This window comes from Opitutia bacterium, from assembly GCA_016217545.1.
Classification (GTDB): Bacteria; Verrucomicrobiota; Verrucomicrobiia; order Opitutales; family Opitutaceae; genus Didemnitutus.
Genome location: JACRHT010000002.1, coordinates 539,958 through 561,149, shown reverse-complemented (window position 1 = coordinate 561,149; position 21,192 = coordinate 539,958). Strand labels below are relative to the sequence as shown.

18 protein-coding genes are annotated in these 21,192 nt (G+C 68.0%); 8 read left to right on the top strand and 10 right to left on the bottom strand.

Annotation, left to right across the window (positions count from 1 at the left end; genetic code table 11):
- Positions 1-79 precede the first annotated feature (79 nt).
- Positions 80-1,393, top strand: coding sequence for an alpha-hydroxy-acid oxidizing protein (locus HZA32_02465; protein MBI5422922.1), 1,314 nt, complete (start codon positions 80-82; stop codon positions 1,391-1,393).
- A gap of 130 nt (positions 1,394-1,523) precedes the next feature.
- Here the strand turns inward: HZA32_02465 and HZA32_02460 are convergent, their stop codons facing one another.
- The 4 genes from HZA32_02460 to HZA32_02445 are packed head-to-tail and all read right to left on the bottom strand — an operon-like array spanning position 1,524 to position 4,964.
- Positions 1,524-2,156 (bottom strand): 1-acyl-sn-glycerol-3-phosphate acyltransferase, encoded by a 633-nt coding sequence (locus HZA32_02460; GenBank protein ID MBI5422921.1) that lies wholly within the window; start codon positions 2,154-2,156, stop codon positions 1,524-1,526.
- A 33-nt stretch (positions 2,157-2,189) separates the two neighbouring features.
- On the bottom strand, positions 2,190-2,846 hold the full coding sequence (locus tag HZA32_02455) for a (d)CMP kinase (protein MBI5422920.1): 657 nt from the start codon (positions 2,844-2,846) through the stop codon (positions 2,190-2,192).
- A 7-nt stretch (positions 2,847-2,853) separates the two neighbouring features.
- Entirely contained in the window at positions 2,854-4,113 is a 1,260-nt protein-coding gene (aroA, locus tag HZA32_02450) for a 3-phosphoshikimate 1-carboxyvinyltransferase (protein MBI5422919.1), read from the bottom strand.
- Complete coding sequence (locus HZA32_02445; GenBank protein ID MBI5422918.1) at positions 4,110-4,964, bottom strand: prephenate dehydrogenase/arogenate dehydrogenase family protein; 855 nt, start codon at positions 4,962-4,964, stop codon at positions 4,110-4,112. Before HZA32_02445 ends, aroA begins: the two co-directional genes overlap by 4 nt.
- 62 nt (positions 4,965-5,026) lie before the next feature.
- Between HZA32_02445 and HZA32_02440 the strand changes: the two genes are divergently transcribed.
- Positions 5,027-6,664: an SUMF1/EgtB/PvdO family nonheme iron enzyme gene (locus HZA32_02440; GenBank protein ID MBI5422917.1), complete on the top strand. Its 1,638-nt coding sequence runs from the start codon at positions 5,027-5,029 to the stop codon at positions 6,662-6,664.
- Positions 6,665-6,770: 106 nt separating this feature from the next.
- Here the strand turns inward: HZA32_02440 and HZA32_02435 are convergent, their stop codons facing one another.
- Positions 6,771-7,193: an EVE domain-containing protein gene (locus tag HZA32_02435; GenBank protein MBI5422916.1), complete on the bottom strand. Its 423-nt coding sequence runs from the start codon at positions 7,191-7,193 to the stop codon at positions 6,771-6,773.
- 28 nt (positions 7,194-7,221) lie between these two features.
- Here HZA32_02435 and HZA32_02430 point away from each other — a divergent pair, with 28 nt between their 5' ends.
- The 6 genes from HZA32_02430 to HZA32_02405 all read left to right on the top strand — a co-directional run bounded on the left by HZA32_02430 (position 7,222) and on the right by HZA32_02405 (position 12,281).
- A complete protein-coding gene (locus HZA32_02430) occupies positions 7,222-7,353 on the top strand; it encodes a DUF2116 family Zn-ribbon domain-containing protein (GenBank protein ID MBI5422915.1) in 132 nt (43 codons plus the stop codon).
- Positions 7,354-7,356: 3 nt separating this feature from the next.
- The gene (locus HZA32_02425) at positions 7,357-8,370 is read left to right on the top strand and encodes a TRAM domain-containing protein (GenBank protein ID MBI5422914.1); all 1,014 of its coding nucleotides are present in this window, start codon (positions 7,357-7,359) and stop codon (positions 8,368-8,370) included.
- Positions 8,371-8,591: 221 nt separating this feature from the next.
- Entirely contained in the window at positions 8,592-8,975 is a 384-nt protein-coding gene (locus HZA32_02420) for a GntR family transcriptional regulator (protein ID MBI5422913.1), read from the top strand.
- A 7-nt stretch (positions 8,976-8,982) separates the two neighbouring features.
- A complete protein-coding gene (locus HZA32_02415; GenBank protein MBI5422912.1) occupies positions 8,983-9,897 on the top strand; it encodes an ABC transporter ATP-binding protein in 915 nt (304 codons plus the stop codon).
- The gene (locus tag HZA32_02410) at positions 9,894-10,604 is read left to right on the top strand and encodes a hypothetical protein (protein MBI5422911.1); all 711 of its coding nucleotides are present in this window, start codon (positions 9,894-9,896) and stop codon (positions 10,602-10,604) included. Before HZA32_02415 ends, HZA32_02410 begins: the two co-directional genes overlap by 4 nt.
- A 15-nt stretch (positions 10,605-10,619) precedes the next feature.
- Positions 10,620-12,281: a hypothetical protein gene (locus HZA32_02405; protein MBI5422910.1), complete on the top strand. Its 1,662-nt coding sequence runs from the start codon at positions 10,620-10,622 to the stop codon at positions 12,279-12,281.
- Positions 12,282-12,283: 2 nt separating this feature from the next.
- Here HZA32_02405 and HZA32_02400 read toward each other — a convergent pair whose 3' ends face one another.
- The 5 genes from HZA32_02400 to HZA32_02380 all read right to left on the bottom strand — a co-directional run bounded on the left by HZA32_02400 (position 12,284) and on the right by HZA32_02380 (position 21,154).
- Complete coding sequence (locus tag HZA32_02400; protein ID MBI5422909.1) at positions 12,284-14,722, bottom strand: helicase; 2,439 nt, start codon at positions 14,720-14,722, stop codon at positions 12,284-12,286.
- A gap of 153 nt (positions 14,723-14,875) precedes the next feature.
- On the bottom strand, positions 14,876-17,962 hold the full coding sequence (locus HZA32_02395) for an efflux RND transporter permease subunit (GenBank protein ID MBI5422908.1): 3,087 nt from the start codon (positions 17,960-17,962) through the stop codon (positions 14,876-14,878).
- A 20-nt stretch (positions 17,963-17,982) separates the two neighbouring features.
- The gene (locus HZA32_02390; GenBank protein MBI5422907.1) at positions 17,983-19,035 is read right to left on the bottom strand and encodes an efflux RND transporter periplasmic adaptor subunit; all 1,053 of its coding nucleotides are present in this window, start codon (positions 19,033-19,035) and stop codon (positions 17,983-17,985) included.
- A 13-nt stretch (positions 19,036-19,048) separates the two neighbouring features.
- Complete coding sequence (locus HZA32_02385; protein MBI5422906.1) at positions 19,049-20,449, bottom strand: TolC family protein; 1,401 nt, start codon at positions 20,447-20,449, stop codon at positions 19,049-19,051.
- 33 nt (positions 20,450-20,482) lie between these two features.
- Complete coding sequence (locus HZA32_02380) at positions 20,483-21,154, bottom strand: TetR/AcrR family transcriptional regulator (protein ID MBI5422905.1); 672 nt, start codon at positions 21,152-21,154, stop codon at positions 20,483-20,485.
- Positions 21,155-21,192 lie beyond the last annotated feature (38 nt).

Below are 21,192 nucleotides of genomic sequence, written 5' to 3'. Positions count from 1 at the left end.
ATTGCACGGATCTCACGGATCACGCTTAGCGCCTTCCTACCTGGTTCTCATCCGTGTCATCCGTGAAATCCGTGGTTAAATGAATTCAGACTCATCGGACATCGGACGGCAGCGGCAGCGTGAAGTTTACGTCGCCGGTGTTGGCGGACGGCGGCCGCGCGTGCCGGTGGCGCAGGTGGAGTTGGAGAAGGCGGCGCAGGGCGTGATCGCGCCGGAGGCGTTCGCCTACGTCGCGGGCGGCGCGGGGCGCGAGGGCACGATGGCCAACAACCGCGCGGCGCTCGACCGCTGGCAGATCGTCCCGCGACGGCTGCGCGATTGCGAGACGCGCGACCTCTCCGTCGAGCTGTTCGGCCGCAAGCTCCCGACGCCGCTCCTGCTCGCGCCCATCGGCGTGGCGGAGATGGCGCACGGCGACGCCGATCTCGCCGTGGCACGCGCGGCGGCTCATTGGGGCGTGCCGCACATTTTCTCCAACCAAGCTTCTGTGCCGATGGAGCGTTGCGCGGCGGCGATGGGCGCGGCGCCGCGGTGGTTTCAGCTCTATTGGAGCAAGTCGAACGACGTCGTCGCCAGCTTCGTGCGCCGCGCCGAGGCCTGCGGTTGCGACGTCATCGTGCTGACGCTCGACACGACGATGCTCGGCTGGCGGCCGCGCGATCTCGATCTCGCCTACCTGCCGTTTCTCGAAGGCAAGGGCATCGCGCAATACACGAGCGATCCCGTGTTCATGCGCGAGGTGCGCGAGGCGGGTAGGGCGAGTCGTCCCGACGAGCCGCGTTCGGGCGACGGCTCACCGGGGACGGTTCGCCCTACCTTGTCGTTGCAGACCATCGCCACGGCGCTGGCGCAGAAGGCGAATTTTCCGGGCGGCTTGTTGAAGAATCTCGCGTCGTCCGACCCGCGCGCGGCCGTGGCGCGGTTTGTGGCGACTTACTCGCGGTCAAATATCACGTGGGACGACCTGAAGTTTCTCCGGCAACACACGAAACTCCCGATCGTGCTCAAAGGCATCCTGCACGCCGACGACGCGCGGCTCGCGGTCGCGCACGGTGCAGACGGGATTATCGTTTCGAATCACGGCGGGCGACAGATCGACGGCGAGATCGCGTCGCTCGACGCGTTGCCCGGCGTCGTGGAAGCGGTGGGCGGGAAAATCCCCGTGCTCTTCGACAGCGGCGTGCGCGGCGGCGCGGACGTGTTCAAGGCGCTGGCGCTCGGGGCGCGTGCGGTGTGTCTCGGGCGGCCCTACGTCTATGGACTAGCGCTCGCGGGCGAGGACGGCGTGCGCGAAGTGCTCGCGAATGTCCTCGCGGAGTTCGACCTGACGATGGGCCTCGCGGGGTGTCGGAGCGTGGGCGAGATCACGCGCGAGTGCGTGGTGCGCGGATAGGTAGGCCGCGAGCTTGCTCGCGCCAATCGCTCGAGGCGCGAGCAAGCTCGCTGCCTATTACGCTGTCGCTCGGCAGGTGAGAAGATCGGCGCCCAGCCTCTTTCGGAGCAGGCTGGAAGCCTGCGCTACTTCAAATCACCGCGTAGTGCGGGCGCGGCAGGGCGGCGATGCGGGCGAAGATGCGCTCGGAGGCGAGTTGGTAGCGCTCCTTGCCGGCGGACGGATCGTCGTATTCCGCGGCGGTGATCGGCGGGCCGAACACAACATCGACGCGCGTGCCGAAGCGCGGCACGGATGCGCCGCGGCCAAACGCTTCGAACGAGCCGTAGATGCGCGCGGGCACGACGGGCGCGCCGGTCTTGCACGCCATCAGGCCGACGCCGGCCTTGGGCTTTTGCAATTGGCCATCGGGCGAGCGCGTGCCTTCCGGAAAAAGAATGATGCCGCGGTTGTCGTGCAGCGCTTGGAGGACCTTGCGAATGGCACCGACGTCGCCGCTGTCGCGATCGACGGGGATGCATTCCACTTGGTCGAGCCACCAGCTGAACACCTTGCCGCTCCAGAGTGTCTTGCGCGCGAAGGGGCGCATCTGGCGCGGCACCTGGCAGCCGACGAACGGCGGATCGAGCAGGCTGGCGTGGTTGCCGGCGATGAGGAACGGGCCGGTCGCGGGAATGTGGTGCGTGCCGGCGACCTCGCCGCGGAACCACATCGAGTGCCACTGCGCCACCCAATAGTGGAAGAACGAGTAGAACGGCCGCATCGTCAGGTGGTCGGTCGTGCGCGGCATGGCGGATCAGGCTCCCATTTTTTCGGCGATGAGCTTGGCCATCGAGTCGACGACCTGCTCGAGGGTGAGGAACGTGCTGTCGATCGCGATCGCGCCCTGCGCGCTCTGGTTGAGACGCACGCTGTCGATCGTGTCGCGCTTGCCGATGACATCCTGGCGACCCTCGGCGGCGCGGCGTTTCGCGCGCTCAGCCGGATCGGCGAAGAGGAAGAAGCGGCAATCCGCGGCGGGGAAAATCTTCGAGCCGATGTCGCGGCCCTCCATCACGAGACCACGGAAACCGTGTTGTTTCGCGACGTCGGCCTGGCCGCGCTGGTAACCGATGAGGACTTCGCGCACCTCGGGCACGGCGGAGTATTGAGCGACGTGTTCGTTCACCGCGGCGCTGCGGATCTCGTCGCCGGCGGGCTGCCCGCCGATGAGCATGCGGGCCGAGCGGCCTTCGAGGCGCGTGTCGAATTTCAGCTCGGGCAGCACGGCGCGCAGCGCGGGCAGATCGGTGTGCGGCACGCGGCGGCGGAGCAGTTCGCTGGTGAGGTGGCGATAGAACGAACCGGTGTCGACGTGGAGCAGGTTGAAACGCTCCGCGAGGATGCGGGACGAACTGGATTTGCCGGAAGCGGCGCCGCCGTCGATGGCGACGATGATGAACGGGAGGCCCATGCGCGCCTCAATGTGAGCCAGCGTGAAGGCGGGCCAGCAAGTCAAAGAATGCGGGAAAGGTCTTCGCGCAGCAGGCCGGGTCCTTGATCGTGAGCCAGGGGCGCCCGTCGCCGTGCAGGTCGTGGCAGCCGAGGATGCCGAAGCTCATCGCGAAACGGTGATCGTGATAGGTCTCGATCGGCACGCCGGACACGAGCGGGCGCGGGTGGATTTCGAGCGAATCTTCCTGCTCGATCACGTGCTGGCCGAGCTTGCGCAGCTCGCGCGCCATGCCGGCGACGCGGTCGGTTTCCTGTTTGCGCGTGTGGGCGATGCCGCTGATGAGCGTCGGGCCGTCGAGCAGCGGGGCGATGGCGGCGAGGGTGAGGAAGGTGTCGGAAAACTCGCGGAAGTTGCGCGTCACCCCGAGGTGGCGTGCGCCGCGCGCGGCCGAGCAGGTGAATGCACCAGCCTCCGCGCCGGAAAGCAGGCCGACGGACGCGAGGACTTCGCGGAACTTGAAATCGCCCTGCAGCGAGCCGTGGTAGTTGGGCAGTGCGAGTTCACCGCCGGTGACGAGCGGGAGCGCGAGGAAGTAGCTCGCGGCGGACGCATCGCCCTCGATGTCGTAGACGGCGGGCGCGGGCGAAAACTGTTTCACCATCGCCTCGGTCATCACGACGAACGGCTTCGAGCCGGCCTCGCTGGTCAGTTGCACCCGGAGCGGCGTGCGCGCGTGCGGCGCGACCATCAACAGCGCGGAGAGCATCTGGCTGCTTTCGGAGGCGTCGAGTTCGACCGTGCCGCCGGGCAGGCCGGCGGTGCGCAGCGTGAAGGGGAACGCGCGCGAGTCGGCTTGCGCGCCTTGCATCGCGAGCGCGTCGAGGAGCGCGCCGATGGGCCGGCGGCGCATGGCTTCGTCGCCGTCGAAATGATAGACGCCGTCAGGGCGCAGGCAGACGAACGCGGTGAGGAAACGCGCGGCGGTGCCGGCGTTGCCGACGTCGATGCGCGCCTCGCGATTCGGGATCTGGCCGCCGTGGCCGGTGATCGTGATCGTCAGCGCCGCCTCGTCGAATTCCACCGCGAAGCCGAGCGCGCGGAGCGCGGCGATCATGATGCGCGTGTCGCGGCTGAAGAGCGCGCCGCGCAGCGTGACCGTGCGACGGGAAAGGGCGGCGAGAATCAGCGCGCGGTTCGTGATGCTCTTCGAGCCGGGCAGCGTGGCGCTGCCGCGCACCGGGCGCGTGAAGGGACGGATCGGCAACTCCGGCGGCAGCGCGCTCATGGGATCGGGCGGAACTGGTCGCGGTAGGCGCGTCCACGCTCGAGGATGGCCTGCACCTCGAACCAATCGCGGTTGGCGAGCGCGCGTTCCATGCCGTGCAACTCGTCCTGGTAGGCGCGCAGGGCGCGGAGGACTTCGTCGCGGTTCTGCTCGAGAATGGTTTTCCAGAGCTTCGGGTCGCTGCCGGCGATGCGCGTGGTGTCGCGCAGGCCGCCGCCGGAAAAATTGCGCCAGGCGTGATCGCGTTTCGCGAGCGAGGCGCAGAGCGTGGAGGCGAGCACTTGGGGCAGGTGGCTGATGTGCGCGACGATCTCGTCGTGCGCGTCGGGCGCGACGGTGGCGACCTGCGCGTCGAGCGCCTGCCAGAATGCCGCGATGCGATCGGCGGCGGCGGGCGCGGTTTCCGGGAGCGGCGTGACGAACACGATGCGTCCCTTGAACAGGTCGGTGCGGGCGTGTTCCCAACCGGTCTTCTCCGAGCCCGCCATCGGATGCGAGCCGACGAACGTTGCACGCCCAGCGAGCGCGGCGGTGGCGTGGCGGCAAATCTCGCCCTTCACGCTGCCGACGTCGGTGATGAGCGCGTGCGGCGTGAGGCTGTCGGCGATCTGGCGGGCGAGAGGAACGATTTGGTCGACGGGCGAGCAGATGACGACGAGATCGGCGCCGCGGGCGGCGTCGGCCGGCGTGTCGGCGACGGCGTCGCACCACGGCTGGCCGCGCAGGGCGAGGCGCGTTTCGGGTCGCCGTGACCAAATTGTCACCTGCGCGGCCGCGCCGAAATGTTTCGCTGCCTGCGCGACGGAGCCGCCAAGCAGGCCGGGAGCGAGAATCGCGAGCCGGGTGAACATCCCGGGCACGAAACCGAGGTGACACACGCTTGTCGAGCCCCGCGCCGACCAATGGCGTTGCCATGACGCGAAAAGCCCGCTGCGCTGGCTCCGTGCGGTTTGAAAAAGAGGCCGAGTTCGTGGAGGAGACAGCGGCGCAGCGGTGGCGGCGGCGCGCGTGGCTGATTGGCCTGACTTTGGCGGCGTCGGTCGCGGCCGGCGGCGTCTGGTTGTGGAACGAGCAGCACGAAGCCGCTCGGCTGAAAGAGCAGGAACTCGCCGCGATCGCGGCGGTGGATGCACAGCTCGCCTCAGCCCGGAGTGCCACGCAGGAAGCGGGACTCTCGCCGGAGGAAGCGGTGCGTCGCTGGGAAAAGCTGGCGGGCTGGCAGCGCCGGCGCGCCGCGATGCGTCCGGAGCGTTTTGCCTCGGAAGTCGAGGAACTGCGCCGGACCGAACGGCAGATCGAGACGATGCACGCCGACCTGACGCAGAAGGCGTCGGAGGAAAAGGAAGCGGCTGCGCGGGCGCTCCTCGCGCAAGGCGACAGCGAAGGCGGTGTCGCGCTGCTCCACGAGGCGTTGAAGCTGCAACGCAAGGTGTCGACGGTGGACAAGGGCACGAATTTCGATCGCGAACTGCGGCTGCAGCGGGAACTGGAGGAGCGGGTGGCCGAGCCGTTGGTGAAGACCGTCGCCGCGAAGACGGCGGAGGCGCAGGCGGCGCTGGGCGCGGCTGAATGGGAGCGCGCGCTGGCGGCGTTCCGCGAGGCCCGCGACACGCAGGATCAATTGAACCGCGATTTTCCGCGCACCCGTTTCTCCGATCTGCAGGCCATCGGGCGTCTCGACGCGGAAATTGCGGCGCTGACGGCGAGCGGTCTCGACGCGGAGGTGCGCGCGGCCATGCGCCGGGCCGACGAGTTTCGTGCGGCGGGCGACGTCGACCGCGCCGTGAAGGAGCTCGTCGCGGCGGCCGACGCGCAGCGCCAGCTGAACGAGCGGTTTGCGAAAAGCCGGTTTCTCTCGATGGAGCGGCTCGAACAAATCGAGGTCGCACGCCAGACCATGTTGGCGACCGAACCGTTGCGCGCGGCGGCGGCGGCTGAGGCCTCGGCCCGCCGGTTCCTGCGCAAGCGGCAGGTCTTCCAAGCGCAGCAGAGCGTGCGCGAGGGATTGGAGATCAGCGAGGGCGTCGCGAAGCGTTTTCCGAAACTGCGACAGGCCGACGATTCCGTGCGGACAACCCTGGCTTACCTGAACGTTCGCTCGGCGGACATCGCGCTCCTGCAGGATCGCGTTTTCGATCAGCTCGTGCCGCTCACCGGCGCGCGTGCGCTGCTGAAGACCGAAGTGCTCCAGGCGGATTTTGCCAAGGTGATGAGCAGCAATCCGAGCCGCAATCCGGGGCGCGCGTTGCCGGTGGATTCGGTGACGTATGTCGAGGCCGAGGAGTTTTGCCGGCGGCTGGGCTGGTTGCTCGGCTGGCGCGTGCGGTTGCCGAGTGCGGACGAGTTGCGTGACGCCGGGAGTGACGCGCAGAACGTGAACGGCGGGCTGGAGGAGTGGCTCGCTTCGACGGGCGGACGCGAAACGCCGGAGGCGAACGTGTGGCGCGGTGCGGAGGGCGTCGCCTCGGCGGCGCGCGCGGAGCGCTCGCGCACGCGGGGATTCCGCGTGGTGGTCGAAGTGGACTTGGCGCGACTCGACGCGGTCGAGTAAGTCGCGCGGCGTGGTGCTGTGGCGCGAGCAAGCTCGCTGCCTACGGGTGATTGTTCGTCGGTCGGGCGCTTCGCGGGGCGGGCGAAGTTCTCGCGCTGGCGTCGCGCTATTTGGCGCCGGCGAGTTTCAGGATGCGGGCGAACTCGGCGAGTTTGACCGGTTGCACGGAGAGGCGGCTGATGCGGACAAGCGCGATGTCCTTGAGCGAGGGCTCGGCTTTGACCTGCGCGAGCGTCACGGGAGAGGGGAGCGGCTTAACCGGGACGAGTTCGACGGCGACCCAGCCCTCGTCGGGCGAATCTGCGGTCGGATCGGGGAACGCGGCGCGCTTCACCTTCGCGAGGGCGACGATGCATTTGTCGTCGCCGCTGTGGTAATAGAATACCTCGTCGCCGGCGCGCATGGCTTTGAGGTGGTTGCGAGCGGCGTAGTTGCGCACGCCGGTCCAGGCGGTCGCGCCGTCGCGGACGAAGTCGGCCCACGAGTAGTCCTCGGGTTCCTGTTTCACGAGCCAGTATTGCGTTGTCATGCGTGGAGGAGCGGGGTTTCTTGCGGCCATGGAGGAGCAAGACCCCGAGTTGAAGAAAAAGGCCGAGCGGGCGCAATGGATCCTTTACGGGGTGATGATCTTGTTCCTCGTGATCCCGTTCGTCGTGCTGTGGTTTCTCCGGCGGTCGGCGGCGCATTGAGCGATGAAAAAGACGCTGTTCACGATCCGGATCTGCTTTCTCGTGCTGTGCGTGCTCGGGTCGTGGCTGTTGTGCTACACGATCCCCGAGTGGGACCGTTATCGCGGTCTGGCGGTGACCGTCGGCGGCTTGATCGGCGTGCTCGTCGTGCTCGTCGACGTGCTGCTGAAGGGATTTTCCCTGCGCGGGTTGTCGGCGATCACGTTCGGACTGGCGATCGGCGCCGTGATTGCGTGGCTGCTCGGCACTTCGCCGCTGCTGAAGCGGGCGGACGAGCAGATGATCTACCTGAGCCAGCTCGCCCTCTTCGTGATCTGCAGCTACCTCGGCGCCGTCGTCGCGCTGCGCGGCAAGGATGAGTTCAATCTCGTGATTCCCTACGTGCGCTTCGTGCCGCACGAGGTCGATGTGCCGCTGGTCGTGGTGGACACGAGCGCGTTGATCGACGGGCGCATCGCGCGGATTTGCGAGACGCAGTTCCTCGGCGCGGCGCTCGTGATCCCGTCGTTCGTGCTCACGGAGCTGCAACACGTCGCGGACTCGCCCGATCCCGTGAAACAGGCCCGCGGTCGACGCGGCCTCGAGGTCCTCAACGAGCTGCGCCGCATCAAGCACCTCGACATCCGCATCCACCAGAGCGAAGTCACGCGCCGGCAGGATTTGGAGGCCAAGCTGGTGTTCCTCGCGCAGTCGATGCGCGCGAAACTGCTCACGACGGACTACAATCTCGCGAAGATGGCGCAGTTCCACGGCGTGCCGTGGCTGAACCTCCACGCGCTCGACAAGGCGCTGCGCCCGGAAATCGTCATCGGCGAAAGCGTCGAGGTCGAACTCAGCAAGGCCGGCAAGGACGAGGGCCAGGCGGTCGGTTACCTGAGCGACGGCTCGATGATCGTCGTGAACAATGGACGCGCCTACCTCGGCAAGCGCGTCACGGCCGAGATCACCGGCGTGCTGCCGACCAGCGGCGGCAAGATGATCTTCGCCAACCTGCTGGGCGAAGCCGAGGCCGGTTGAACGCGCCGCAGTGCGGCAAAAGAGCGGTATTTAAATTCTGCTTGCCGTCCTATCTGTCCTAGCGCAACTAGGACGGCATGGCAACGACCACCTTCGCTTCAGTCGCCCTGCTGGGCCTCCTGATCTGCGCCTACTCCGCCCAAGCGTGGGCGAAGAAGTGCCACGACGAGTTGCGGGCGATCCGAAAGATGCTGGAAGAGCGGAACTGACCAAGGTTGCCCATGCTGTCCTTCCCGGTCGAACTGAAGCCTGGCCTGCCCATCACGGAGCAGGTGCTGTTCGCCGTGAAGAAGGCGGTCGTCGCCGGCCAGCTGAAGCCCGGTGAGCCGTTTCCGTCGGTGCGCGTGCTGAGCACGGAATTGCGCATCAACCCGAACACCGCGCACAAGATCATCGCGACGCTCGTGACCGAGGGCGTGCTGGTGACGACGCCGGCCGTTGGCAGCGTCGTGGCCGAGCGCGGCGCGACGGATCGCGTGGCGAAGGCGGAGCTGCTCGGCGACGAACTCGAGCGCGTCGTCGTGGAGGCGAAGAAACTCGGCCTGACGCTCGACGAAGTGCAGGGCGGCCTCGCCGCGCACTGGAAGAAATTGGGCCGCAGATGATCTCCCTATGAACCTGATCGAAACCGACCGACTGACGCGCCGCTACTGGCGCACCGAGGCCGTCCACGAAATTTCGTTGGCCGTGCCCGAGGGCAGCGTGTGCGCGCTCCTCGGCCCGAACGGCGCGGGCAAGACCACGACGCTGAAGATGCTCATGAACCTGCTGGCACCCACGTCGGGCAGCGCGCGCGTGCTCGGGGTCGACTCGCGCCAGCTCGGCGAACGCGAGTTCCAGCAGATCGGCTACGTCTCGGAAAACCAGCAGCAGCCGCTGTGGATGACGGTGCGCCAGTTGCTCGACTACTGCCGGCCGTTTTATCCGACGTGGGACGCGACGCTCGAAAAGCAGTTGCTCGCGGACTTCGATCTGCCGCCGGACCGCAAGCTCGCGCACCTCTCGCGCGGCATGCTGATGAAGGCCGTGCTGCTCTCGTCGCTGGCGTATCGGCCGCGGCTGCTGGTGCTCGATGAGCCGTTCACCGGCCTCGATCCGCTGGCGCGGCACGACTTCGTCACCGGTCTCATCGAGGCGGCGCGCCTCGGCGAATGGACGGTCCTCGTCTCCTCGCATGACATCGACGACGTGGAGCGACTCGTCGATCGCACGGCGGTGATCGACGGCGGCCGGTTGATTTTGCAGGAGTCCACTGAAGCGCTCGCGCAGCGATTCCGCCGCGTGGAGGTGACCCTCGACGGCGCGACTCCGTCCGGCGCGGCTCCCTTGCCCTCGTGGTGGGATTTCGAGCAGCGCGGGCCGCGCGTCCAATTCGTGGACAGCGCGTTCGAAGCCGCCGCGACCGAGCGCGCCTGCCGTGAACGCTTCCCGACGGGCAGCGTCACGGCGCACCCGATGACGTTGAAGGAAATCTTCATTGCCCTCGCGCGCCACGGCCGGCGCGCCGGGAAAGGAGCGGCAGCATGAACCTTTTCCTCCATCAAATTCGCCACGAAGTGCGCCAACTCGGCTGGGGGCTGGTTGTTTGGGCCTTCGCGGGTGGTTGCCTGATTTTCGCCGGGCGTCCCTCGCCGAGGGACCAAGGAGTCGGGGCTCTCTTCGTCTACGCGGTCGGCTCGCTCCTCGTGATTCTCCTCTCGGGCGTGCTCGCCGCGAAGGCGATGCAGCAGGATCACCCGACCGAATCCAACGTCTTCTGGCGCACCCGGCCGGTGAGCCCGGGGCGGCTGCTCACGGTGAAGCTCTCGCTCATCGGGTTCACGTTCGTGCTCGTGCCGGCGGCGGTGTCGCTCTTCCTGTTTCGCGGCGCGGCGCCGATGAATTTCGAGACGGTCAACTCGACTCTCTTCCTGTGGCTGACGATCGCCGCGATGAGCGCCGCCATCGGCGCGTGCACGAAGGACCAGGGGCGCTTCGTGATCGTGGCCATCGCGTGCCTCTTTGCGTATGTGATCCTGAAGAACGGCGTGAGCTTCTTCAGCGGCGGCGGAAACACGCAGCTCGGGATGAACTTCAAGCCCGCGCGCGGCGTGGCTTCGGATGTGTTTTGCGTGGCCCTGGCCGCGCTGGTGATCGCGAACCAATACTTCCGGCGACAGGAGCGACTGTCGCGCGTGCTCCTCGGTGTCGGCGTCGCCGGCGCCGCGTTGATCGCCAACTGGCAATCGAGCTGACGCCCCGTTCCGCCCATGAAACTCGTCTGGCACATCGTCGGCAAAGATATCCGCCGGCACTGGATACCGTATCTGCTGTGGGTGGGATTGTTGGTGGCAAAGATCGTGATCTGCATCCAAGCACTCGCCTCGAGTGAGGCCGAGCGCGTCGAGCAGTTGCAACTCGCCTACGGACTCACCACCGCGATTGCCGCGGTGGCCGGATTTCTGTTGGCGGCTAGTTTCGCGCTCGAAGATGAGTTGGTGGGGGCGCGCATGTTCTGGGCGACGCGCCCGATCTCCGGGTTGCGGCTGCTGGCCGCAAAGGGAATCGGTCTCGGGCTGTTCTTCGTGGTGGTTCCGGTGCTGGTGTGGATGCCGTGGTGGTTGTCTTGCGGAGGTGGAGGATGGGCGCTGTGGGCGGGCGCGATGTCGGTTGTGTTCTTGTATGGCCTCGCTGCGCTGGCCGCGCTGTTCACGGCGGCACTTACCGGCAAATCGAGTCGCTTGCTGCTTCTGCTGCTGACGGCTCTGCTGCTGTTGCTCGTGGCGGGTTTGTTTTCGGCCGGTCGATATCTCGCCGCTCCAGTGGTGGACAGCGATGTTTCACTGGCGCGCGAAATCGCGGCGGCAGTCTTGATCGCCGCAGGCGTGCTCGGTGCGGTTTGGTGCCAATACCGGGCGCGGCGAACGGTGTTGAGCACCACTCTGGCGGCGGCGGGAATTGTCCTCGGCATCTGGGCCGGTCGGGCCTGGCCATGGGCGTTCACGCAGAGTTGGCGGGGAGAGACTATGAGCGACGCGGGAGTCGAGGCGGTCGAGGTGCGGTGGGTTTCGCTGACTCGCTCCACGACGGCGGACAAATTCCAGTTGGCTCCCGGCTACGCGCGATTTCAGTTGAGGCTCGAGGTGCGCAATGTTCCGGAGTGGCTGCGCCTCGCCGGTGGGCGCGCAAGAATTTCGCTGATTTGGCCGGATGGTCGAAAGGTGATCCAAAATCCCGGACTCCGCGCGGCCGAAAGCGTGTGGGTTGCGCGCAGTATGCTCGGCGTCGGGCCCGACATTCGTTTGACGGACGAGGAAACGAAGGCGTTTCGGGAAAAGAAGATTGCCGACGCCAAGGCGGCGCGCGCGAAAGATCGGAACATGCCGCAGGTCGACCGCGGGGATATCGTCGAGTTGACCGGAGATTTGTTTGTGCCGGTGGAGCTGGCGGACCGCTTCTCCTGGCAAAGGCCCGAATGCAAAGCGGACGTGCGGTTGGATTTCCGTCGTCCGGTGCCGCAGTTGCAAGCGCCGCTCGTCGCCGGAGCAGAAGCGGTCGGCGGTGGCGCACGAGTTCGGGTGGTCTCGGATGCCAGGGATCGAAAAGAGAAAACGCAAACGACCCGGGACGTATATTCGATCGTGCGCTACGACGCGTTCAACGAGAGCTGGCTCAATGCGGTGTTCCAACGCTCGACAGGCGTGGTGTCGGTTCAAAACAATCCAAGAACCGCGCGCGGCCTGTGGTTTGTCGTGCTTGCGCCGTTTTCGTGGGAGAACGTTTTATTCGACCGGCCCCGGGTGCGACGCGGTGACGCGTGGGAACTCGCGCCGGGTGCAGACGAGACTCCGACGCTTGCCGTCGCGTATTATGCTCGAACGATTCGTGCGCAACGCCAGTGCGGGCTGACGCTTCCGATGCCCGGCCAGTGATTTCAGGTTCCGTCCAGCCAGGCACCGAGATCGGCCGTCGTCACGACCTCGCGATACTGCTGGCACTCGGGGTCGAGCAGGCCGGCGTAGCTCGGTTCGGCGAAGCGGCGACAGTGCAGGAGAATTTTCGCGTGATGGCCGGGACCGCGCACGAGGCGGCCGAGGGCCTGGTTTACTTTTTGCAGGCCGGGAATCTGGTAGACGCGGCGGAACGCGGCGTCGCGGCCGAGCGCGCTGAAGGCGTCGAGGCGCGCGCGTTGCACAGCGTTTACCTCGGGCAACGCCGGACCGACGACCATGGCGTGCGACACGCGCCCTCCGAGCAGGTCGATGCTCTCCGCAAAACTGCTGCCGAGCACGAGGAACAGCGCGTCGGAGAGCGCGAGGTTTTCCTCCACCCAGGCGGCTTGCGCGGCGAGGTCGGGGAGCTTGGGTTGCAGGGACACGCGCACGACGGAGCCGATTTGCGCGAGTGTGCGTTGGATGGCCTCGGCGTAGGCGTAGGACGGGAAAAACACCACCACCGCGCGGCCGGCGGTGCCGAAGAGCTGCTCGATCGTGGCAGCGGTGGCTGGGTAGTTCGCGGTGCGCTCGCGCAGCGTCGTGGACACTCGCAGGTCGACCGCGACGTCGTAGGCACCGTGGCGCCACGGCGCGGGCGCCCGCAGCGTGGCGAAGGCGGGAACACCGCACGATGCGGCGAATTGATCGAACGGCGCGAGCGTCGCCGACATCAGGAGCGCGCCGCCGAAAGCCGCGAGCGATTCGCCGATGGCCTCGGTGGCGTCGACGCACGTGAACTCCAGCTCGCCCTCGCGGCGGGACCAGAGCAGGCGGCGCAGGCGGGTGTCGTGCAGGAAGTCGTTCAGCTTGGCGAATTGCCAGAGCGTCTCGCTGTGGTGCGGGCCAAGCGCGGCGTAGTCGAGCGGGAGCGTGGTGACGAGTTCGGCGAGGCGGTCGAGCGCGTCGCGCACATCGGCCTCGAGCGCGCCGTCGAGGATTTCGCAGGGCGAAACGCTGGCGAGTGTGCGGGCCCAGGTTTCGACGGCGAGGATGAGCGGAGTCGGCGCGCGTTGGTGATCGAGTTCGGCGAGGAGCGCGCGCACGTCGCCGTCGTGGGCGGCATGCGAGTAGGCGTCGGCGACGCGCGAGGGCAGGTTGTGCGCTTCGTCGACGATGAGCAACGTGCGCGCGGCATCGAAGCCCGGCTGCTCGAAGAAGAGGCCGCGGTTGTCGGGCGCGAAGACGTAGTTGTAGTCGCCGATCCAGACGTCGTTGAACGCGAGCGCGGTGCGCGTGATCTCGTAGGGGCAGATCAACGCCTCGCGTCCGGCGGCGCGCAGAGTGTCGAGATCGCGCGCTTGCATCGGGTCGCGGTAGAAGCGGGAGAGGCCGCTCGCCGGCCAGCGCTCCTCGGCGCCGGCGAGGTAGCCGCAGTTGTCGCGCACGCAGTGGAACTCGACGTTCACGCAATGCTCGCCCTTGTTCCGCACCTGCCAGAAGGCGAGCGGCTCGCGTGCCGGGTAACCTATTGGGTTACCCGAGTTGGCGTGCGACTCTCCAGCGGAGTAACCTATTAGGTTACTCGGCGGCGGGGCGGTCATCCGGCGGAGGGTTTCGACGACTTGGAGCTGGCCGGTGGATTTGCCGGTGAGCCAGATCAGGCGGTCGTAGCGCGCGGCGCGGAGCTCGCCGAGGGCGAACTCGAGCGCGCAGCCGGTCTTGCCGTAGCCGGTGGGGGCTTCGAGCAGGACGACGGGTGCGCGGGCGAAGCCGGCGGCGAGGTCGGCGTGGATCGTTTCCTGCCCGGGGCGGAGCGAGGGGAACGGCGAACGGAAGTTCAGCCGGTGGCGGCGCTCGGCGGCGCGGCTTTGCAGCTCGAGAAACTCGACCACGGCATCGAGCTGGTGCGTGACGAGCGCCTCGTCGAAGGCGGTGAGCGTGAGCGTTTGCGAGAGGCCGGAGCCGGCTTCGACGAAGATGAGTTCGGCGCGGAGGGCCGAGGAGTTGAGAGTTGAGAGCTGAGAGTTGAGAGCCTTGGTCCGCGCGAGGACGACGTAGGTGGCGAGCTGGAGAAAATAGGGGCCGTAGTCGGCGCGCAGCTCGGCTTCGTCGGCGGGGAGCGGACGCGTGACGGTCTTGATCTCGCGCAGTGTCGAGCCGACGAGCTGGTCGATGCGGCCGCCGAGCGTGAGCGTCCAGCCGCGGTGGGCGAGGCGGCCTTCGATGGAAACCTCGAACGCGACATCGGGCGCGAGCGCGCCATCGCGGGTGTGGGCGCGTTCCGTTTGGACGCGGAGCTCGTTGTGCCAGTGCTGGCCGAGTTGCGCGCGCCAGAGGCCGGCGGAGCCACCGCTGCCGGCTTCGCGCGGGCCGAGGGCGAAGTCCGAGAATTCGCCCACGCTCAGGCTGGCGGTCCGGGTGGCGAGGGAGAATTGCATCGGGAACCGAGATGAATTCTCCGCTTCACCGCAGGGCGCAAGCGAGGAGTGCGGGCGGGCGGCGGGGCGCTCGGCGACCGCGCTGGCCCGCGCTTGGAGAGCGCGGGCTACCTTGCGGCGAGCGCGGCGAGACCGACGCGCTTTGGGCGTGGGTTACAGCGCAGGTTTCGGGGACGGCGTCGCGGGAACGGTTTCTGTTTCCGGTCCGGGCGGGGGCATGAGGCTGTAGAGCACGGGCGTGACGACGCGCGAGAGGAGGAGCGAGCTCAGGAGTCCGCCGATGATGACGATGGCGAGAGGCGAGTAGAGGCCGGCGCCTTGGACGGCGAGCGGCACGAGCGCGCCGAGGGCGGTGAGCGTGGTCAGCACGACGGGAAGGAAGCGCACTTCGCCGGCTTGCTCGATGGCCTCGCGGAGCGGCACGCCTTGGGCGCGGAGCTGGTTGGTGAAGTCGACGAGGAGGATCGAGTTCTTGATCTCGATGCCGATGAGCGCGACGAAGCCGACGGTGGCGGTGAACGAGAGCGAATATCCCGTGAGCCACAGCGCGACGATGCCGCCGATGACCCCGAGGGGAATGATCGACGCGACGATGAAGGTGCCGCGGAAGCTGCGGAATTCGAGGACGAGGATCGCGAGGATGCCAAAAACCGCGATGAGGATCGCGGAGCCAAGGCCGCCGAAGCTCTCCTTGCGGCTTGCGACTTCGCCGCCGAACTCGAAGCGATAACCGGCCGGCCAGTCGCGCTTCGCCAGTTCGGCGGCGACGAGTTCGGTGGTTTTGCCGACGTTGTAGCCGTCGCGCACGTAGGCGGTGACGATGACGCAGCGCTCGCGCAGGTAACGGAGAATGACGGCGGGCGCGGAGTCGAATTCGAGCGTGGCAACCTGCGCGAGCGGCACGAATGCGCCGCTGGCGGTCTGCACTTGGATCTTGGGCCAGCGCGAGAGATCGGCGTGCTCGCCGCGCGGGAGGGCGAGCTGGATGTTGTATTCGTCGCCGTCGTCGTCGCGGAAGCGGGCGACGTCGAGTCCGGCCAGCGCGAGACGAACCGCGCGGTCGATCTCGGCGTCGGGCACGCCGAGGAGTGCGGCGGCCGAGCGGTCGATGCGCACGTGAAGATCCGTGCGGCGCGTGCGCACTGGATTGCCGATGTTCTCGGTGCCCGGCGTGCGGCGCAGGACGGTTTCGACGTCGCCGGCGAGCGTGGCGAGGCGGTCGAGATCGTCGCCGAAGATGCGCACGGCGATCGGCGCCTCGATCGGCGGCCCTTGTTCGAATTCGCGCACGAGGATCTGCGCGCCGGCGATGCCCGCGAGTTTCCGGCGCAAGCCGGCGAGGATGGCGGGCGTGCGCTGGTCGCTGGCGAACTCGGGTTTCACCTGCGCGTAGACTTCGCCGAGGTTGGCCTTCTGCTGTGCGGGGGAAGAGTTGTAGTAGATGAACGGGTTGCCGTGTCCGACGTTGGTGAACCACCAGTCGATCTCCGGCGTGGCGCGCAGGGCGTCCTCGACCTGATGCGCGATGCGGTCGGTCGCGGCGAGGCCGGCGCCCTCGGGGGCCTCGAGATTGATGATGAACTGCGGCGTGCCGGATTTCGGGAAGAGGCTGAAGCCGATTACGGGCACCAGCGCGAGCGAGGCCGCGAAGAGCACGGCGACGCCGGCGAGCGTGGCCATGCGATGTTGCATCGCCCAGTGCAGCACCGGCCGGTAGGTGACGTGGATGACGCGTTGCAGAGCGCGCAGCAGCCAGTTGCCTTCCGCCTCTTCATGGGCGGCGAGGAAACGGCTGGCGAGGAACGGCACGATGGTCAGCGCGACGCCGAGCGAGGCGAGCACGGTGACTTCGACGGCGAGCGGCAGCGCGCGGATAAACAGCCCCGGTCCGCCCGGGAGCAGAAGCAACGGCAGGAACGCGAACAACAACGTCGCGGTGGTGCCGAGGACGGCGACGGCGATCTGGTTGGTGGCTTGGATGGCGGCTTCCTGCGGCGCGTAGCCGGCGCGGCGGAAGCGCGCGATGTTCTCGACGACGACGATCGAGTCGTCGACGAGCAGGCCGAGCGCGATGACGAAGCCGACGATCGAGAGCTGGTTGAGCGTGTGGCCGAACCATTGCAGCGCGGCGACGCCCATCGCGAGCGACAATGGAATCGAGATCATCACGATCAGCGCGGCCCGGAAACCGAGCGGCGCGACGGTGAGCGCGACCAGTCCGATCGCCACCAGCAGGTCCGTCCGCAGGCGGCCGAGGCGCCGCTCGATGTTCTGGGCCTGCTCGAAGCCCTCCTCGAGGCGCACGTCGCCGGGCAGAGTGGCGCGGAACGCGGCGAGGACGGGCTTCATGCCGGCGGTGACGTCGAAGGTGTTCTGTCCCTTTTGCGCCTGCACGGTGATGAAGACGGCGCGCTCGCCCTTGAAGCGGCCGATGTGCTCGTGGTCTTCGTAGTCCCAGCTGATCGCGGCGATGTCGCGGAGGCGCACGACGGCGGTGCCGCTGCCGGCGACCGGTGTGTCGCCGATGTCCTCGAGCGAGGCGTAGCTGCCGCTGGTTTTCACGGTGAAACGGCGGCCGCCGGTCTCGACGGTGCCGCCCGGGATGTTCACGTTGGCGGCGCCAATCGCCTCGGTGATGCGCGAGATGGAGAGCTGCAGCTGCGCGATCTTTTCGAGGTCGAGCGAGACGCGGATTTGCTTCTCCGGATAGGCCCACTTCTCGACCTTGCCGACGCCGGGCGAGAGCTCGAGGCGCTTGCGGAGCGTCTCGGCGAGATCCTGGAGGCGTGCGTAGCTGGCTTCGGAGGAGACGAGCGCGACTTGCAGGATCGCGACGTGGTTCGTCTGCTCCTTCTTCACTTCGAAATCGGTGATGCCCGCCGGCAGCGTCGGGCGCACCTGGTTAACCTGCCGGAGCAGGTCGTCGTATTTACGATCGATATCGATGCCGTATTTGAACTCCACCTCGATGTAGACGACGCTGTCGCGGACGGTGCTTTGGAGTTTAGTGAGGTCGTCGAGTTCCTTGATCGCGTCCTCCAGCGGGCGGGCGACGAGCCGCTCGAGGTCTGTGGGATTGGCACCCGGGCTCACGATCACGAGGTGATAGCCCGGGAACGAGAGTTGCGGGTCCTCGGTGCGCGGAATGGTCTGGAGCGCGACGCCGCCGATGGCGACGAGGAGCAGAAACACGATGATCGTGAACTGGTAGTTCCGAACGGAAAAGTCCGTCAGTTTCATGGCGCGGTGTGGCGGCGGGGTTAGGGCTTGGCGCCGGCCAGGGTCACGGCGCGTCCGTCGGAGAGAAACTCGGCGCCGGTGGTCGCCACCCGGCTGCCGGCGGGGAGCGCGGTCCGGAGGTAAGCGCGGTCGCCGCGCAACGCCTCAACCTCGACTGGCACGCGATGGACAGTCTTCTGGTCGGCCGCGACGACGAAGACGTGCGCGCGGTGCTCGCTTCCCTCGACCAGCGCGGCGAGCGGCACAGTCGTGCGCGGCGCGGGCAGCGGTTGCGGAAAGATGCGCGCGTCGACGATGAAACCGCTGCGCGCGCCGACGGGCGCGGCGGCGTCGAGCGCCAGCTCGACCTCGACCGTGCGCGTGGCGGGATCGGTGGACTCGGCGATTTGCGCGACGGTCGCCGGCACGGGCGCGGCGCCTTGCCAGGAAATCTCGGCGCGATCGCCGAGGTGGAGGCGCACGATTTCGCGCTCCGTCACACCGAGGCGCGCGATCCATCCAGCGGTGTCGCCCGCGAAGACGAGAATCGGGCGGCCCGGCGCGGCGAGTTCGTCCGGCTCGGAGAGACGGCGAAGGATGCGACCGTCGGTCGGAGCGACGATGACGGAGTGCGCGCGGTTGAACTCGGCGGCGCGCAACGCGGCGGACGCGGCGTCGAGCGCGCTGCGGGCGTCCTGGAGGTTCTCGAGGGTCGCGACGCGTTCGGCTTGCAGGGCCTGGACGCGGGTGAGGTCGCGGCGGGATTTCTCCTCGGCGGTGCGGGCTTGGGCGACGAGCGCGTCGATCTCATCGAGGCGGAGCGTGGCGAGCGTCTGGCCCGCGCGCACGGTGTCGCCGGCGCGGACGGGGATCGTGGCGATGAGTCCACCGGTCTTGAACGAGAGCGTGGACTCCGCGCGACGACTGACGAGCGCGGTGCCTTCGACGGGAATCGCGTCGGTGGTGAGTTGCGCGGGCGCGGCCTCGATGACGAGAGGAGGCAACGCGGTGGAAGTCGGGGCGGGCGCGCGATCGCAGCCGACGAGGCTGGCGAGGGAGGCGAGGGCGAGGAGGAGGGAGGGACGCGGCGACATGAGAGTTGCGGGATCAGGGGAGGGGAGTGAGCGCCGAGGCGCGGTCGAGTTGCGCGGCGGCGATGGCGAGGCGGGCGCGGGTGATGGAGAAATTGAGTTCGGCGGCCGTCAGTGTGTGGCGGGCGTCGAGCACGGTGAGTTGGTTGGCGATGCCTTCGGCCTCGCGGCGAGCCACGAGGTGGTAGGTGGCGCGGGCGGCATCGCGACGCGCGACGGCGGATGCGAGCGCGAGGCGGGCGGTCGAAAACTCGTCCCGCGCCTGCTGGAGCTGGAGGTCGAGCTGCTGGCGGGTTTCCCGCAGGGCGCGGTCGGCCTGACGCTCGTCGATGCGCGCCTGCGCGACGCGATGGCGGCGTTCGGAGCCGTCGAACAGGTTCCACTCGAGCACGACCGAGCCGATGGTGTAGTTGCTGCCGGCGCCGGTGCGGTAGGACTCGCCTTGGATGCCGGTTTCGACCGCGAGGCCGAGCGAGGGGCGCTGGCGGGATTGGGCGGCCTCGGTCGTGGCGCGCGCGGCGGTGCGGGCGGAGGAGAGCGCGGCGATCTCCTCGCGGGATTGCGCGTCGAGGGCCGGCACCGCGGCGCGTGCGAGCTCGGCGGTGTAGCGCTCGGCTTCGGCTTCGTCGAGCGGCGCGATGAGGGTGGGGAGCGGGCGGTTGAGGAGGAAATTCACATAGCTGCGGGCGAGGGCGCAGTCTTTCTCCGCGTCGGCCAGCTGCTGTTGCACCGTCGCCAGTTCGGCAGTGGCGCGGAGGACGGCATCGTCGGTGGTTTTGTCGTTGGCGACGAGGACGCGGTTGACGCGCAGCGACTCGGTGACGAGCTCGAGCGCGGAGCGGTAGGTGGCGACGGCGGCGGCGGCCTGCTCGTGGCGGAAGAAGGCTTCGATGACCGCGGCGCGAAGGTGACGGCGATAGGCGGCGAGCTGGGCTTCCCGGGCGGCGAGTCCGGCGCGGGCGGCGGCATTGCTGCGCGTGATTTCCGGCGCGTAGAGCGGCTGGGTGAGGCGCAGCTTGGTTTCCTGCTCGCGGCTACGGAGGAGCGGGATGGACTGGTTGGAGACCGTCGGAAAGCGCGCGGGCTGGCCCTGCGTGGCGAGGAACTGGTTGAGCGTGCCGTAGGCGCCGTTGAGCAGATCGCCGACGGGGAAGTCGATGGTCCGGCCGCCGTCGGCGGCGCTGTAGCGGGCGAGCAGATCGACGCGTGGGAGAAACTGGCTGCGGGCCTCCGCGAGGCGGGCGGCCGCGCGCTCGACCTCGAGCGACTCGCCGACAAGAGCGAGATTGGAGTGAAACGCCTCGGCGACGAGCGCGTCGACGGCGGGTGGCGGCGCGGGCCAGGGCGGGGTCTCGCTTGCGCCAAAGGCGAGCGGAGCGAGCAGAAGCAGAGCGAAGGAAGCAGGCGGCCGAAACATGGGCGCTGACAGTTTGTCAGCGCTGACAGGTTGTCAAGAACGGCGTGTGCGCGCCGCGAGGCTGCGGCGGAGAAGGTCCATGCCGAAGTCGGGCAGGCCGGCTGCGGCGGCGGCGCCGAGCTTGCTCTCGATGGTGGGCAGCTGCGTGGTGCTGATTTGAATCAGGCCGTGCGTCAGGCCCCACAGGCACACGGCGACCTGCGCCGGGTCGCCGACGTCGGGGCGGATCGAGCGGTCGGCGATGCCCTGGCGCAAGGTGGCGCCGAGGACGTCCATGATGCCGCTGAAGCGCGTGTGGCACTCGGTCTCGAGCGGATGCGCGGATTTTTCCGCGGAATTGGATTTGGTTTCGCGGTGCGCCAGGAGCTGGAAGAGCGCCGGCTCGTCGCGCGCGAATTGCACGTAGGCGGCGCCGAGCGCCATGAGCTGGTCGAGGCCGTTTAGGCTCGGCCGGAGGGAGTGGAGGAAGCGCTGCTGGAGCTTGCTGGTGGCGACGACGACCGCTTCGAGGAAGAGCGTCTCGAGGTCCGGAAAATAGAAATACACGAGCGGCCGGCTCAACCGCGCGGAGCGGGCGATGTCGCCGAAGGTGACGTTTTCCATGCCGCGCTCGGCGAACAGCTGGGTGGCCGCGCGGAGGATTTCCTGCCGGCGTTTTTCGCGATCAGGCGACGGACGCCGCGTGGAGTTGGTCCGTTTTTTCATGGGCGCACCGTGCAACGACTCTGACAAAGCGTCAACAC

Bases quoted from the DNA above. Each gene is read 5' to 3' on its own strand.
- HZA32_02465 (MBI5422922.1), top strand. From the start codon at position 80: ATGAATTCAGACTCATCGGACATCGGACGGCAGCGGCAGCGTGAAGTT.
- HZA32_02460 (MBI5422921.1), bottom strand. From the start codon at position 2,156: ATGCGGCCGTTCTACTCGTTCTTCCACTATTGGGTGGCGCAGTGGCAC.
- HZA32_02455 (MBI5422920.1), bottom strand. From the start codon at position 2,846: ATGGGCCTCCCGTTCATCATCGTCGCCATCGACGGCGGCGCCGCTTCC.
- aroA (MBI5422919.1), bottom strand. From the start codon at position 4,113: ATGAGCGCGCTGCCGCCGGAGTTGCCGATCCGTCCCTTCACGCGCCCG.
- HZA32_02445 (MBI5422918.1), bottom strand. From the start codon at position 4,964: ATGTTCACCCGGCTCGCGATTCTCGCTCCCGGCCTGCTTGGCGGCTCC.
- HZA32_02440 (MBI5422917.1), top strand. From the start codon at position 5,027: ATGACGCGAAAAGCCCGCTGCGCTGGCTCCGTGCGGTTTGAAAAAGAG.
- HZA32_02435 (MBI5422916.1), bottom strand. From the start codon at position 7,193: ATGACAACGCAATACTGGCTCGTGAAACAGGAACCCGAGGACTACTCG.
- HZA32_02430 (MBI5422915.1), top strand. From the start codon at position 7,222: ATGGAGGAGCAAGACCCCGAGTTGAAGAAAAAGGCCGAGCGGGCGCAA.
- HZA32_02425 (MBI5422914.1), top strand. From the start codon at position 7,357: ATGAAAAAGACGCTGTTCACGATCCGGATCTGCTTTCTCGTGCTGTGC.
- HZA32_02420 (MBI5422913.1), top strand. From the start codon at position 8,592: ATGCTGTCCTTCCCGGTCGAACTGAAGCCTGGCCTGCCCATCACGGAG.
- HZA32_02415 (MBI5422912.1), top strand. From the start codon at position 8,983: ATGAACCTGATCGAAACCGACCGACTGACGCGCCGCTACTGGCGCACC.
- HZA32_02410 (MBI5422911.1), top strand. From the start codon at position 9,894: ATGAACCTTTTCCTCCATCAAATTCGCCACGAAGTGCGCCAACTCGGC.
- HZA32_02405 (MBI5422910.1), top strand. From the start codon at position 10,620: ATGAAACTCGTCTGGCACATCGTCGGCAAAGATATCCGCCGGCACTGG.
- HZA32_02400 (MBI5422909.1), bottom strand. From the start codon at position 14,722: ATGCAATTCTCCCTCGCCACCCGGACCGCCAGCCTGAGCGTGGGCGAA.
- HZA32_02395 (MBI5422908.1), bottom strand. From the start codon at position 17,962: ATGAAACTGACGGACTTTTCCGTTCGGAACTACCAGTTCACGATCATC.
- HZA32_02390 (MBI5422907.1), bottom strand. From the start codon at position 19,035: ATGTCGCCGCGTCCCTCCCTCCTCCTCGCCCTCGCCTCCCTCGCCAGC.
- HZA32_02385 (MBI5422906.1), bottom strand. From the start codon at position 20,449: ATGTTTCGGCCGCCTGCTTCCTTCGCTCTGCTTCTGCTCGCTCCGCTC.
- HZA32_02380 (MBI5422905.1), bottom strand. From the start codon at position 21,154: ATGAAAAAACGGACCAACTCCACGCGGCGTCCGTCGCCTGATCGCGAA.